Origin of the sequence: Ornithinimicrobium avium (assembly GCF_003351765.1) — a bacterium.
Classification (GTDB): domain Bacteria; phylum Actinomycetota; class Actinomycetes; order Actinomycetales; family Dermatophilaceae; genus Ornithinicoccus; species Ornithinicoccus avius.
Genome location: NZ_CP031229.1, coordinates 3,584,010 through 3,597,050, shown reverse-complemented (window position 1 = coordinate 3,597,050; position 13,041 = coordinate 3,584,010). Strand labels below are relative to the sequence as shown.

At 72.9% G+C, this 13,041-nt stretch carries 14 protein-coding genes; 8 read left to right on the top strand and 6 right to left on the bottom strand.

Annotated features, from left to right (window positions below; genetic code table 11):
- Positions 1-22 precede the first annotated feature (22 nt).
- Positions 23-1,315: a glycoside hydrolase family 1 protein gene (locus DV701_RS16520; RefSeq protein ID WP_114929931.1), complete on the top strand. Its 1,293-nt coding sequence runs from the start codon at positions 23-25 to the stop codon at positions 1,313-1,315.
- Positions 1,312-2,565, top strand: coding sequence for an MFS transporter (locus tag DV701_RS16515; RefSeq protein ID WP_202863570.1), 1,254 nt, complete (start codon positions 1,312-1,314; stop codon positions 2,563-2,565). Before DV701_RS16520 ends, DV701_RS16515 begins: the two co-directional genes overlap by 4 nt.
- Here DV701_RS16515 and DV701_RS16510 read toward each other — a convergent pair.
- Genes DV701_RS16510 through DV701_RS16495 form a run of 4 tightly spaced genes read right to left on the bottom strand, consistent with a single transcriptional unit; the run spans position 2,496 to position 6,255 of the window.
- Entirely contained in the window at positions 2,496-3,176 is a 681-nt protein-coding gene (locus DV701_RS16510) for an NADH-quinone oxidoreductase subunit B (RefSeq protein WP_114929929.1), read from the bottom strand. The genes DV701_RS16515 and DV701_RS16510 overlap by 70 nt on opposite strands.
- 1 nt (position 3,177) lies before the next feature.
- Positions 3,178-3,534: an NADH-quinone oxidoreductase subunit A gene (locus DV701_RS16505; protein ID WP_114929927.1), complete on the bottom strand. Its 357-nt coding sequence runs from the start codon at positions 3,532-3,534 to the stop codon at positions 3,178-3,180.
- Positions 3,535-3,586: 52 nt separating this feature from the next.
- Positions 3,587-4,870 (bottom strand): class I SAM-dependent methyltransferase, encoded by a 1,284-nt coding sequence (locus DV701_RS16500; RefSeq protein WP_114929925.1) that lies wholly within the window; start codon positions 4,868-4,870, stop codon positions 3,587-3,589.
- Positions 4,867-6,255, bottom strand: coding sequence for an FAD-binding oxidoreductase (locus tag DV701_RS16495; RefSeq protein WP_114929923.1), 1,389 nt, complete (start codon positions 6,253-6,255; stop codon positions 4,867-4,869). The genes DV701_RS16500 and DV701_RS16495 overlap by 4 nt, the downstream gene beginning before the upstream one ends.
- A 438-nt stretch (positions 6,256-6,693) precedes the next feature.
- Between DV701_RS16495 and DV701_RS16490 the strand changes: the two genes are divergently transcribed.
- From DV701_RS16490 to DV701_RS16475, 4 genes are all read left to right on the top strand, one after another.
- On the top strand, positions 6,694-7,701 hold the full coding sequence (locus tag DV701_RS16490; RefSeq protein WP_228255091.1) for a methionine ABC transporter ATP-binding protein: 1,008 nt from the start codon (positions 6,694-6,696) through the stop codon (positions 7,699-7,701).
- On the top strand, positions 7,701-8,360 hold the full coding sequence (locus DV701_RS16485; protein ID WP_114929921.1) for a methionine ABC transporter permease: 660 nt from the start codon (positions 7,701-7,703) through the stop codon (positions 8,358-8,360). Before DV701_RS16490 ends, DV701_RS16485 begins: the two co-directional genes overlap by 1 nt.
- Positions 8,361-8,429: 69 nt before the next feature.
- Positions 8,430-9,293, top strand: a complete 864-nt coding sequence (locus tag DV701_RS16480) for a MetQ/NlpA family ABC transporter substrate-binding protein (RefSeq protein ID WP_202863569.1) — start codon at positions 8,430-8,432, stop codon at positions 9,291-9,293.
- Between the two features lie 99 nt (positions 9,294-9,392).
- Positions 9,393-10,229 carry a MetQ/NlpA family ABC transporter substrate-binding protein gene (locus DV701_RS16475; protein ID WP_114929919.1) on the top strand — a complete coding sequence of 279 codons (837 nt, stop codon included), beginning with the start codon at positions 9,393-9,395 and terminating at the stop codon, positions 10,227-10,229.
- Between the two features lie 139 nt (positions 10,230-10,368).
- Here the strand turns inward: DV701_RS16475 and DV701_RS16470 are convergent, their stop codons facing one another.
- On the bottom strand, positions 10,369-11,280 hold the full coding sequence (locus DV701_RS16470) for an amidohydrolase family protein (RefSeq protein WP_114929917.1): 912 nt from the start codon (positions 11,278-11,280) through the stop codon (positions 10,369-10,371).
- Positions 11,277-12,074, bottom strand: coding sequence for a fructosamine kinase family protein (locus tag DV701_RS16465; RefSeq protein WP_114929916.1), 798 nt, complete (start codon positions 12,072-12,074; stop codon positions 11,277-11,279). The genes DV701_RS16470 and DV701_RS16465 overlap by 4 nt, the downstream gene beginning before the upstream one ends.
- Positions 12,075-12,158: 84 nt before the next feature.
- Here DV701_RS16465 and DV701_RS16460 point away from each other — a divergent pair, with 84 nt between their 5' ends.
- A complete protein-coding gene (locus tag DV701_RS16460) occupies positions 12,159-12,665 on the top strand; it encodes a low molecular weight protein-tyrosine-phosphatase (RefSeq protein ID WP_114931293.1) in 507 nt (168 codons plus the stop codon).
- A 52-nt stretch (positions 12,666-12,717) separates the two neighbouring features.
- Positions 12,718-13,041 (top strand): TraR/DksA family transcriptional regulator, encoded by a 324-nt coding sequence (locus tag DV701_RS16455; RefSeq protein WP_114929913.1) that lies wholly within the window; start codon positions 12,718-12,720, stop codon positions 13,039-13,041.

Sequence of the window (13,041 nt, the reverse complement as noted above, 5' to 3'; positions counted from 1 at the left end):
ACCATGCGGCACACTGTGCGCCATGGCCGACGACGACCTGCTGGTGCGCACCTCCGACCTTCTTCTGGGCGTGGCGACCGCCTCCCTGCAGATCGAGGGCGGGGACCGCAACAACAACTGGTACGACTGGGCGCAGCTGCCCGGCGCGGTCGCCGACGGGTCGACGCCGCTGCGCGCGACCGACCACTGGAACAGGTGGCGCGAGGACACCGCGCTGATGGCCGACCTCGGGCTGCAGACCTACCGGATGTCGGTGGAGTGGTCCCGGATCGAGCCCCGCCCCGGGGAGGTCGACCGGGCGGCGCTGGAGCGCTACCGCGAGGAGCTCGCCGCGGTGCGCGCGGCCGGGATCCTCCCGCTGGTCACCCTGCACCACTTCTCCCACCCGTCCTGGTTCTCCGGGCTCGGCGGGTGGACCTCTGCGCACTCGCCCGACCTCTTCCTGCGCTTCGCGCAGGTGGTGGTGGAGGCGCTGGCCGACGTGGTCACCGACTGGGTGACGATCAACGAGCCCAACGTGTATGCCGTGCAGGCGCACCTCTACGACGAGGCGCCGCCGGCGCGGCGGTCCTGGGCGGCGGTGCGCTCCACCCTGCGGCACATGGCGACCGCCCACTGCCGGGCCTACCACCTGATCCACCAGCTCCAGGCGGACGCCAGGGTCGGCTTCGCCCACCACGCACGCGTCTTCGCACCGCTGGACCGGCGCAACCCGCTGCACCGCGCCGCGAGCGTCCTCGACCGGGCGCTCTTCCAGGACCTCCTCGCCGACGCGATGCTGGGCGGACGCTTCCCCCGGCTGCTCGGCCGGCAGCCCGCGGACGTCGTGCCCGGTCGCCACTACGACTACCTGGGCCTCAACTACTACTCGCGCAGCGCCGTCCGCGGCCTGGCCGACGGCACCTTCCCCGGCGCCCCGGTCAACGACCTCGGCTGGGAGGTCTACCCGCAGGGTCTCGTCGAGGTGGCGCGCGGACTGCATACCCGTCACCCGGGCCCGATCTGGGTCACCGAGAACGGCACCGCCGACGCCGCCGACGCCTTCCGCGCCCGCTTCGTGCACGAGCACCTGCGCGCGATGGCCGGCAGCGGGCTGCCCTTCGAGCGCTACCACCACTGGTGCTTCGTCGACAACTGGGAGTGGGCGCAGGGCGAGGTGCCGCGCTTCGGCATCGTCGAGCTGGACTACGAGACGCAGGAGCGGACCGTGCGCGATTCCGGCCGTTTCCTGGCCGCGGTGATCCGCGACGGCGGCGTGACCCGCGCGACCTACGAGCAGTTCGTCGCCGACCAGGCCTACCCGGTGGGCCCGTGAGCGAGGCCGTGACCGGACCGCGCGCCGGCCTGGTCGCCGCCGACCCCGACGACCGTCCGCGCAGGTCCGGCGGCTGGGTCGGCCGCTACGGGCTGGCCTACCTCGGGATCAACCTCGCCTGGGCGGCGCCGTCCCAGCTGCTCGTCGCGCTCCAGCTGCTCGACTGGAGCCCCGACGTCAAGGAGGCGCGCCTGGCGGTGATCATGGGCGTCGGCGGCTTCGTCAGCCTGGTCTCCACGCCGCTGGCCGGCGTCCTGTCCGATCGCACGACCTCGCGCTTCGGGCGGCGACGCCCCTGGATCCTGCTCGGCACGCTGGTCTCGGCGGCCGCGCTCGTGGTGATGGCCTACGCGCCGGGATATGCGGTGCTGCTCGCCGCCTGGCTGGTGTTCCAGTTCTTCATCGCCTTCGCCGTCACCTCCTCGCTCGCGGTGGCGCCCGACCAGGTGCCTCGGAGGCAGTACGGCCTGGTCTCCGGCGTGCTCGGCCTGACCTACACGATGGGCCTGGTGCTCGGCACGGTGCTCGGCGACCTGCTCGCGGTGCGGACGGCCTACCTGGTGACCGCGGGGCTCACCGTCGCCCTCGTCCTGCCCTTCCTCATGGCCCTGGACGACCCCCGGGTCGTGGCCGCGGAGCTGCCGGGAGCAGGTGGACGCGCGGAGAGCTGGGTGCCGTCGCCGCGGAAGCACCCCGACTACGCCTGGGTGTGGGTCACCCGGCTGCTGGTCACGCTGGGCAACACGGTCGCCCTGTTCTACCTGCTCTACTTCCTGCGCGACGAGGTCGGCCTGGCCGACCCCGAGGGCGGCGTGCTGACGCTCACCGTGATCTACGCGGGGACCGTCGTCGTCGCGAGCGTGGTGAGCGGCCGCTGGTCGGACCGCGTCGACCGGCGGCTGCCGTTCGTCTCCGGCGCGAGCCTGGGCGTCGCCGCGGCCTGCCTGATCATGGCCTGCGCCCGGGAGTGGCCCGTGATCGTGATGGCGGCGGTGGTGCTGGGGTTGAGCTGGGGCGTCTACATGGCCGTCGACCAGGCGCTCATCAACGAGGTGCTGCCGACGGCCGCGCACCGGGGCCGGGACATGTCGGTCATGCACCTGGCCGTGGTGCTGCCCAACGCCCTCTCCCCCGTCGTCGCCGCCGTGGCGCTGCTGCGACTCGGCGGCTACCCCGGGCTCTACCTGCTCGCGGGCGGCCTGTGCGTCGTCGGTGCCGTGCTCGTCCATCGGGTCCGCGGCGTGCGCTGAGCCTGCTGACCCTCCGGAAAGGCGACCAGGCCCCGGGTGACCTCGCCGGCGGAGACGGGGCGGTCGGCATACCGGTCCGCGTGCCGGGCACGCGCCCGCCCGGGCGTCTCGGTCGCGATCTGCTCCTGCAGCTTGACGATCCCGGCCAGCAGCGCCTCCGGGCGCGGCGGGCACCCCGGCACGTAGACGTCCACCGGGATCAGCTGGTCCACGCCCTTCGTGACGCTGTAGGAGTCCCAGTACGGCCCGCCGGAGTTGGAACAGGCACCGAAGGAGATGACGTACTTCGGCTCGGGCATCTGCTCGTAGAGCCGCCGGATCGCCGGCGCCATCTTGTCGGTCACCGTCCCCGAGACCACCATCAGGTCCGACTGCCGCGGCCCCGGCGCGAACGGGATGACCCCCAGCCGGATGAAGTCGTGCCGCGCCATCGAGGCACTGATGAACTCGATCGCGCAGCACGCCAGCCCGAAGTTGAACACCCACAGGGAGTACTTCCGCCCCCAGTTGAGCACCACCTGCACCGCGCGCGGCGCCCGCTCCACCGGCGCCCCCACGCGCGGCAGGGGCAGGTCGGTCGAGGTATGGCGTGCCGCCGGCTCGGGGGCCACCTCACCACCACCTCAGCAGGCCGCGGCGCCACACGTGCAGCAGCGCCACGACGATGACCCCGATGAAGATCGCCATCTCCACCAACGACGCCGCGCCGAGCTCGGTGCGGATCACGAGCGCCCACGGGAAGAGGTAGGCCGCGTCGACGGCGAAGACGACGTAGAGCAGCGTGTAGACCAGGTAGCGCACGCTCCCCTGCTCCCAGCCGCTGCCCACCGGGTCGACGCCGGACTCGTAGGTGGTGACCTTGGCCGCCGTCGGGTCGTGCGGCGCGAGCAGGCGCCGCGCACCCGTGGCGGCGGCCACGAGGGCCACGCCGGCCAGGACGACGGCGAGGACGACGAGGTAGTCAGGCATCGGGACTCACACTATGCCCTCGCGCGGCCGGGCCGGGGACGCTCCGCCGGCATCAGGCGAAGCTCGCCCGCAGCGGGTAGCCCGCCTCGCCCTCGGCGCTCGTCCGGGTGGCGAGCACCTGGTGCAGCTGGATGGTGTTGTGCTCGAAGTTCCAGACGGACCCGGCCAGGTAGAGACCCCATACCCTCGCGGTCGCCAGCCCGGCCTCGGCGACGCACTCGTCCCAGTGGGCCGAGAGGTTCTGGCACCACGCGGCGCAGGTGCGGGCGTAGTGCTGGCGGAAGTTCTCGTGGTGGTGCACCTCGAGGCCGACGCGCTCGATCTCGCTGACGATCGTGCCCGAAGCGGCCAGCTCGCCGTCGGGGAAGACGTAGCGGGGCACGAAGTCGCCCCGCCGCATCGGCACGTGGTCGGGGCTGCGCCAGGTGATGCAGTGGTTGAGCAGACGCCCCTCGTCCCGCAGCCGGTCGCGCAGGAAGGCGAAGTACGCCGGGTAGTTGCGCACCCCGATGTGCTCGGTCAGCCCGATGGAGGACACCGCGTCGAAGCCGCGCTCGGTGACGTCGCGGTAGTCGCCGTGCCGCACCTGCGCGCCGGTCAGCCCCTCCGCCTCGATCTTCTCCCGCGCCCACGCCGCCTGCGCCTGGGACAGCGTCACGCCCAGCGCGCTCACGCCGTAGTGCTTCACCGCGTGGCGCACCATCCCGCCCCACCCGCAGCCGACGTCGAGCAGCCGCATGCCGGGCCGCAGGTCGAGCTTGCGGCAGATCAGGTCGTACTTCTCCGCCTGGGCCTCCTCCAGCGTCGCGTCCTCGCGGGGCCACACGGCGCAGGTGTAGGTCATCGACGGGCCGAGCAGCATCTCGTAGAACCGGTTGGAGACGTCGTAGTGGTGCTTGATCGCCTCGGCGTCGCGCCGCTTCCCGTGGCGTATGCCGTGCGCCAGCTTGCGCAGCTCGCTGGGCGTCTCCAGATCGGGCAGCTCGGGCAGCTGGGTGAGCCTGACCCCTGCCTCTCGCACGACCCGCACGAGGTCCGGCAGCTCGCGCAGCGGCGGCAGCTGGAGATTGAACCCCTCCATGAGCGCGAGCTCCTCGTAGGGGTAGGCCTCGTTCATCCCGTCGACGGTCAGGTCGCCCTGCAGGTAGGCGCGGGCGAAGCCCACCTGCCCCGGGTGGCTGGCGATGTAGCTGATGGCCCGCGGACCGTGCAGCCGCATCACCCGCGCACCCTCGCTCGTGTCACCGGCGCTCGAGCCGTCCCAGGCGACCACCCCGAGCTCGGCCGGTTCGCCGAGGACGTGGTGGATGGCCTGCGCCACCGTCCGTGCCGTCATCCTGATCGCACCGCCTTGTCGTAGAGGGTGGGCAGGCGCCTCCCCGGGTCGTACCTGCCCTTGACCACGTCGAGGTGGTCGCCGCCGTAGAGCTCGCGGAAGGTCGCCTCGTCGTAGAACGCGTCGGAGTAGAGCCCCTTGTGCCCGCCCAGCGCGGTGACCTGGTCCTCGATCGCCCGGTTGGTGTCGCCGTGGCTCCCGCCGGGGGGGATGTCGACGGCCGACCAGAAGCCGACGTTGACGTAGTCCTCGCCGGCGCGCATCGGGTAGAGCGGCCACGGCGAGCCCGCCCCGCCCCCGGCGCGCAGCCGCACCGGGCACAGCCAGACGGGCTCGATCGGGACCTCGCGGCCGAACCAGCGCAGGAAGTCCGCGGTCCGGTCCAGCGGGATCTCCACGTCCTGGATCACCCGCTCCTGGGGCGGACGCCCACGGCGCTGCTGGTAGGCCGCGTACCACCCGTGCCGTTGCTCGAAAGCCATGATCTTCCAGTAGGTCTCGCTGCGCCGAAGGCGCCGCGGCCAGAGGCGTCGCACCGCCGGCACCTGCGCGGCGAAGGCGCGGGAGCACCAGAACCAGTCGGTGTCCCAGCGCCACAGGTAGTCCTCGGCGGTGAGCACGTCGCGCCGCTTGTGCTGGATCGAGCGGTAGTAGGGCTCCATCCCCGTGTAGTCGCTGGGCCGCAGCCCCCCGGTCGCCGGCGACCAGCGTCCGAGGGTGAGGTAGGACTCCTGCGCCGAGAAGACGACGCCGTCGAGGAAGTCGACGCCTCGCCCGTCGTGCTCCTGCGTCGCCATGATCCGCCCGACCGCCGCCATGACCTCGTCGAGGTCGGTGAACCGGTGGTGCTCGAGCAGCACGTAGGGGCTGGTGCGCTCCAGCTCGATCACCAGGCCCAGCGCGTAGCCCAGCGAGCCGTAGGAGTTGGCCATCGAGGCGAAGAGGTCGGCGTGCTCGCCGTCCGGCGTGGCCGTGACGACCTCGCCGGTGCCGGTGAGGACGTCCATCTCGACGACCGACTCGTGCGGCAGTCCGTTGCGGAAGGAGGTCGACTCGATGCCCAGGCCGACCACGGCTCCCCCGATCGTGATCGTGCGCAGCTGCGGCACCACGAGCGGCATGACGCCGTGCGGGAGCAGCTCGTCGACCAGCTGCTCGTAGGTGGTCAGCCCGCCGACCCGCGCCAGCCCCGCCTCCAGGTCGACGTCGAAGACGCCCCGGCAGGCGGACAGGTCCAGCCGGGGCGCACCGGTGTCGGCGCGCCTGCGGAAGAGGTTGGAGGTCTTCTTCGCCAGCCGCACCGGCGCACCCGGCGGAAGCGCGGCGTACGACTCCCTCGCGGAGCGCACCGCGACCTCGTAGGCGGACGTGCGTGCCGGACCCATACCAGCATCATGACCGATCAGGCACCGGCTCCGCATGCGCCTGGCTCGATGTGACGTGCGTCACGCGCTCGGGACGAGTCGCCTGGACGAGCCGCGACGGCGGGCAGCGACGCCCGAAGATCGACCTGGACAGCCTGTCGTTCACCGCAGAATCAACACTACGTTGCGGCTGTTCGGCGCCGGACATGACAGATCGTTCGTCGTCTGGTTTGGTCGGCGTCCTCTTTCAGGCCTACCGTTGCCTCCACCACCACCCAGGAGAGGACCTCATGACCGGCCGACGAATGTGCACGACGCCCGGACCCGCGACGCCGACGTCGCGCGGCACGGGTCGCTGAGAGCACCCCTCGTCGCAGCCGTCCAGGTCCGCCCGAGCGTCCACCGCCCGCGGCGCGCCATCCGCTGACGCACCGCCCGCCCCCCTGCCCGGAGGAACTCGTGATCACCCTGCGCCACATCGGCAAGACCTTCCCGGCCACGCGCCGGCAGGCCGCCGTGACCGCCCTGGAGGACGTCAGCCTGACCGTGGACCGCGGCCAGGTCATGGGCGTCGTCGGGCCGTCCGGCTCCGGCAAGTCCACCCTGGCCCGCGTCGTCAACCTGCTCGAGCGCCCCACGACCGGCACGGTCACCGTCGACGGCACCGAGCTGACGGCGCTGCCCGCCCGCGAGCTCAACCGCGCGCGGCGCGGCATCGGCATGATCTTCCAGCAGTTCAACCTGCTCGACTCGCGCACCGCGCTGGCCAACGTCGAGCTCCCCCTGGAGCTGGCCGGCGTAGGCCGGTCCGAGCGCCGCGCCCGCGCGGGCGAGCTGCTCGAGCGGGTCGGCCTGGGGGACAAGCTGGGCTCGCACCCCGCGCAGCTCTCCGGCGGCCAGCGACAGCGCGTCGCGATCGCCCGTGCCCTCGCTCCCCGGCCGAGGGTCCTGCTGTGCGACGAGGCCACCTCCGCGCTCGACCCGGTCTCGACCGCGTCGGTGCTCGACCTGCTGCGCACGCTCACCGACGAGCTCGACCTCACCACCGTGCTCATCACCCACGAGATGGACGTCGTCAAGCGCGCCTGCGACCACGTCACCCTGCTGGAGTCCGGCCGGGTCGTCGACGCGGGCGCCCTCGGCGACGTCGCGGCCCGCCCGCACTCGCCGTTGGCCACCCGCCTCCTGCCGCACCCCGCGCCCCCCACCGGCGACGGGGTGGTCGAGCTCACCGTCTCCGGCGACGGCCACGACGCGGTGCTCACCGAGCTCATCCGCAGGTATGCCGTGCAGGTCGCCGTGGTCGCCGGCTCGGTCGAGACCCTCGGCGACCAGCGCTTCGGCCGGCTCCAGCTCCGCCTCGACGGCGCGCCGCGGGACGTGCGGGCCGCTCTCGACTACCTGGCCCAGTCCGGCGCCACCGGGGGCGACGGCGCCGACCGCCTGCTCGCCGGGGCGGTGGCGTGATGATCGACTGGGACCGCATCGGCCCTGCCCTGTGGCAGTCCACCGTCGAGACCTCCTACATGGTCTCGGTGTCGATGGGTCTGTCCGTGCTGCTCGGCGTGCCGCTGGGCGTGCTGCTGCTGCTCACCGCCCCGGACGGGCTGCTCCCCCGGCGCGCGGTCAGCACCGTCGTCGGCGGCATCGTCAACGCCGGCCGCTCGGTGCCCTTCATCGTGCTGCTCGTGCTCGTCGCGCCGGTCACCCGGCTCTTCACCGGCACCACGATCGGCTCGACCGCCACGATCGTGCCGCTCACCATCGCGGCCGTGCCGTTCTTCGCCCGGCTGGTCGAGGCGGCGCTGCGCGAGGTGGCCCCCGGCAAGGTCGAGGCCGCCCGCGCCATGGGCGCGAGCACCGGCCAGGTCGTCCGGTCCGTGCTGCTGCCCGAGGCCCGGCCCGGCCTGATCGCCGCCGGGACCGTCACCCTCATCGCGCTCATCTCCTACTCGGCGATGGCCGGCGCCATCGGCGGCGGCGGGCTGGGCGACTTCGCGATCCGCTACGGCTACCAACGCTTCGACACCGCGGTCACCCTGGCCTGCGTCGTCGTGCTCCTCGTCATGGTCCAGGTGCTCCAGTCGGCCGGCGACCGCCTCGCCCGCCGCCTGGCACACCGCTGACCGCCCGGCGCCCGCGCCAGCCACCGTCTCCACACCCACATCCCGAACAACCCCTTCCCAGGAGGACCCGTGTCCCGTCGTGCCCAGAACCGTCCCGCCCGCCCCCTGACCGCTCGCCTGGCGCTGCCCGCCGCCGGCCTGGTCGCCGCCCTCGTCCTCACCGCCTGCGGAGACGGTGCGGGCGCCGGGGACACCTCGGCCGCCGGCGACGGCAGGATCAAGGTCGCCGTCACGCCCGTGCCGCACGCCGACATCCTGGGCTACGTCGCCCAGGAGCTCGCTCCCTCCGCCGGGCTGGAGATCGAGATCGTCGAGTTCACCGACTACGTCCAGCCCAACGCCGCCCTCGACCAGGGCGAGGTCGACGCCAACTACTACCAGCACGGCGTCTACCTGGCCGACCAGGAGAAGGCCGCCGGCTACGACTTCACCGGCCTGGGCACGATCAGCTTCCAGCCGATGGGGCTCTACTCCGACACCGTGACCGACCTGGCCGACCTGCCGCAGGGCGCGGAGATCGCCCTGCCCAACGACCCGGTCAACGGCTCTCGCGGGCTCAAGCTGCTCGCGGCCGAGGGGGTCATCACGCTCGCCGATCCCGACGCCGCGGTGCCCACCCTGCTCGACGTCACCGACAACCCCAAGGACCTGAAGTTCACCGAGGTCGAGGCCGCCCAGCTGCCCCGCAGCCTCACGGACGTCGACGTGGCCGCGGTCCCCGGCAACTACGCGCTGGAGGCCGAGCTCAGGCCCGCCGAGGACGCGCTGGTCACCGAGGACACCAGTAACACGACCTACGCCAACCAGCTCGTCGTGCGCGCCGGCGACGAGGACGACCCCGACGTGCGCACGCTCCTGGAGCTGCTGACCTCCGAGGAGGTCCGGGCGTTCATCGACGAGACCTACCAGGGCGCGGTCGTCGCCGCGTTCTGACGGCGGCCGCACCCCGACCCGGCACACCCGGCCGGCGCGACCCACCCGCGCGGGCACACCCCATACCTCACGCAGAAGACACCGAAGGAACCACGAACGATGCGCACCGCACTCCCTCTCACCACCCTCCTGGCCGCCGGCGCGCTGGCGCTGTCCGCGTGCGGCACCGACGCGGGCGCCGGCACCGGGGAGGAGACGGCCGACCTGGCCACGCCGCTGAAGGTCGGCGTCTCCCCCGTCCCGCACGCCGAGATCCTGGCGTTCGTCGACGACGAGCTCGCCGCCGACGCCGGGATCGACCTGGAGCTGGTCGAGTTCACCGACTACGTCCAGCCCAACGCGGCGCTCGACGACGGCTCGCTGGACGCCAACTACTTCCAGCACGAGCCGTACCTGGCCGAGCAGGAGGCCGCCGCCGGCTACGACTTCACGGCCGTGACGCCGGTGCACCTGGAACCGCTCGGCATCTACTCCGAGCGGGTCGGCTCGGTGCAGCAGATCCCCCAGGGCGGGCAGGTCGCGATCCCCAACGACCCGAGCAACGGCGCCCGCGCGCTGCAGCTGCTCGCCGACCAGGGCCTGGTCACGCTGGCCGACACCGGCCAGGCGTCTCCGACCGTGCTGGACGTGAAGGACAACCCCAAGGACCTGGAGCTCGTCGAGATCGAGGCCGCCCAGCTGCCGCGCAGCCTGGCCGACGTGGACGCCGCCGTCATCAACGGCAACTACGCGATCCAGGCCGACCTGTCGCCGGCGGAGGACGCGCTGGCGGCGGAGTCGCCCGAGGGCAACCCCTACGCCAACCTGCTCGTCGTCCGCACCGGCGAGCAGGACGACCCGCGCGTGGTCAGGCTCGCCGAGCTGCTCGCCTCGGACGAGGTGGCGCAGTTCATCGAGCAGACCTACGACGGTGCTGTGATCCCGGCCGCCGGCTGACGGTGCGGGCCTGCGGCACGTTGACCTGGACCGTCCTGGGGGCATGATGCCCAGGGCTGGCTGGACCTGGCTAGACCGTGGCTAGACCATGGCTAGACCATGCCTTGGTCGGCCACGCCTGCGTCGCCACGACGACCCGTCAGAGGCGAGCGTCCTGCGGCAGCCCGAGCAGCCGCCGCCCGTTGTGCCACAGCACGTCGCGCAGCCACTCCTGCCCCAGGCCCCACCGGTCGAGAGCCTGGAGCTGGTGGGCGTACGGATAGGGGATGTTCGGGAAGTCCGAGCCGAGCACGACCTTGGGCCGCAGCTCGGCGAGCCGCCCGAGGAAGTGCCGGGGCACGGGGGCCACCCGCTCCATGTAGTCCGTCCCCACCATCGTCGTGTCCAGGTGCACCCGTTCGTAGGCCTCGGCCAGGTCGGCGAACGCGTCGTAGTCCGGCATCCCCAGGTGCGCGACGACCAGCGTCAGCCCGGGGTGGTCGGCCAGCAGCCGCGCGACGCCCTCCGGCCCGGTGAAGCGTCCCTGCCTCGGCCCGTGCCCGGCGTGCATCACCACCGGCACGCCGGCCTGCGCGAGCAGCTCCCACGCCGGCCCCAGCCGGTCGTCGTCGGGCGCCATGTCGCTCACGGTGAGGTGCACCTTGACCAGCTCGAGCCCGTCCTCGACCGCCTCGCGCACGTAGTCGGTCACGCCCTCCTCGGGATAGAGCGTGGCGCAGCGCAGCACCTGCGGGTGGGCGTCGGCGAACTCCCGGCACCACTGGTTGAGGCCCGCCGCCATCCCCGGCCGGTGCGCGTAGGTCAGCGCCGGCACGTCCCGCACCCCCAGCCGTGCGAGCGTCTCGAGCCGCTCCGGCACGCCGGTGCGGTAGTGGATCGGCCAGGCCAGCCCGTAGTGCCGCTCACCCTGGTCGAAGTAGGCCCAGATCTTCTCCATCAGCCGGTCGGGGTGGAAGTGGACGTGCACGTCCGCCAGGCCGGGGATCCCCAACCGCTGCAGGTATGCCGTCACCTCGCCGTCCGTACGCGGCGCACCGAGGTCCGCGGTCACCGCGTCGCCTCGCGGAGCGCCTCGCCGGCCTGCACCCCGTAGCCCCCGCCGAACAGGATCGCGTGGACCAGCAGCGGCACCGTCTGGTAGACCGCGACCCGCTCCCGCCAGCCGTCGGCCAACGGGTGGACCTCCGCGTAGGCGGCGAAGACACGGCCGCTGAACCCGCCGAAGAGCTGCATCATCGCCAGGTCGACCTCGCGGTGGCCGAGGTGCGCGCACGGGTCGACCATCCAGTTGCGGCCACGGGTGTCGACCATCCGGTTGCCTCCCCACAGGTCGCCGTGGACCAGGGTCGGCGGCTCGGCGGGGCCCAGCCGATCCGGGGTGATCTGCTCGGCGAGCGCCGCGGTCGCCCGGTCCAGCTGGCCCTCGTCGACGGCCCGGCGGGCCAGCGGCACCACCCGCCGCTCCACCCAGGACTCCTGCCAGGTGGCCGTGGGCGTCAGGTCGACCGGACAGGCGCCGAGGTAGCCGGTGGCCTCGCCGTCGACGGAGCCGTAGGGGGCGCCCCGGCTCTCCTGCGCTGTCGAGCGGTGCAGCTCGGCGAGCTCCTGGCCGAACCTCTCCTCCGTCTGCGCGGTGCGGCCGTGGCCGGTCTCGACCCACGCGAGGGTCAGGTGGTCCGCGGCGACGTCGAGCACCTCGGGCACCCGCGCCCCCGCCGCCGCGAGCGCCCGCAGGCCGACCGCCTCGCGCTCGAAGAACAGCGGCGGCGCCCCGGCCAACGTCTTGGTGAAGACGTCCCGACCGTCGGCGTCCGTCGTGCGGGCTGTGGTGCCTGTCCCGGGCATGCCGCCCATCCTCTCAGCGTCCGGCGCGCGAGGGGCGGACGGGCAGGTTCGACGGGCCGCCGTCGTGCTGACAGACTCGTGAGCATGCACATCATGACCGTCTGCCTGGGCAACATCTGCCGCTCCCCCGCCGCCGAGGCGGTCCTCACCCGCAAGCTGGACGAGGCCGGCCTCGACGGCGTGACGGTGTCCTCGGCGGGCACGTCCGACTACAACATCGGGTCGGCTCCGCACCAGCTGTCGGTCGAGGAGGGCGAGGGGCGGGGCTACTCCTTCGGCTCGGTAGCCACCCAGTTCGCCGCCGAGGACTTCGACGAGGCAGACCTGATCCTGGTGATGGACGGCTCCAACGAGGACGACGTCCTGGCGCTGGCGCGCACGCCGCAGGACCGCGCCAAGGTCGTCCGGCTCGGCGCGTTCGCCGGCGACACGACCCAGGGTGTGCTCGACGTCCCGGACCCGTGGGGGCTCCCCCGCGAGGCCTACGTGCGGATGTACGACCAGGTCGAGGACGCCGTCGGCGGTCTGGTCCGCGCGATCCAGGACGGGTCGGTGAAGGACGTCGTCGCCGCCCAGCACGCCCGGCGGTGAGGACCTGGCCGCCCGCCTGGCCACCTCCCCGGCCACCTGGCATGCTGGCCCGATGGACGAGCAGGTGAGAGCGACCCTGCTGGCCAAGGAGGCCGAGCTGGTCGCGCAGATGGAGCAGCTCAGCGAGCCGGCCCAGGACCAGGGCAGCATCTCCTTCGGCAAGCGGGTCGGCGACGGCACCGCGATGGCCGTGGACCGGCTCACCGCGGTCAGCGCGCACGAGAACCTGCGCGGCACCCTGGGCCAGGTGCGGCACGCCCTCGACCGGCTCGACGCGGGCGGCTACGGCGTGTGCGAGGTCTGCGGGGAGAGCATCCCGGAGGGACGTCTGGAGGCGCGGCCGTGGGCCACCCGGTGCCTGCGGCACACCGCCTAG

Coding starts and splice junctions, on each gene's coding strand:
- DV701_RS16520 (WP_114929931.1), top strand. CDS start 23: ATGGCCGACGACGACCTGCTGGTGCGCACCTCCGACCTTCTTCTGGGC.
- DV701_RS16505 (WP_114929927.1), bottom strand. CDS start 3,534: ATGCCTGACTACCTCGTCGTCCTCGCCGTCGTCCTGGCCGGCGTGGCC.
- DV701_RS16500 (WP_114929925.1), bottom strand. CDS start 4,870: ATGACGGCACGGACGGTGGCGCAGGCCATCCACCACGTCCTCGGCGAA.
- DV701_RS16495 (WP_114929923.1), bottom strand. CDS start 6,255: ATGGGTCCGGCACGCACGTCCGCCTACGAGGTCGCGGTGCGCTCCGCG.
- DV701_RS16485 (WP_114929921.1), top strand. CDS start 7,701: ATGATCGACTGGGACCGCATCGGCCCTGCCCTGTGGCAGTCCACCGTC.
- DV701_RS16475 (WP_114929919.1), top strand. CDS start 9,393: ATGCGCACCGCACTCCCTCTCACCACCCTCCTGGCCGCCGGCGCGCTG.
- DV701_RS16465 (WP_114929916.1), bottom strand. CDS start 12,074: ATGCCCGGGACAGGCACCACAGCCCGCACGACGGACGCCGACGGTCGG.
- DV701_RS16460 (WP_114931293.1), top strand. CDS start 12,159: ATGCACATCATGACCGTCTGCCTGGGCAACATCTGCCGCTCCCCCGCC.
- DV701_RS16455 (WP_114929913.1), top strand. CDS start 12,718: ATGGACGAGCAGGTGAGAGCGACCCTGCTGGCCAAGGAGGCCGAGCTG.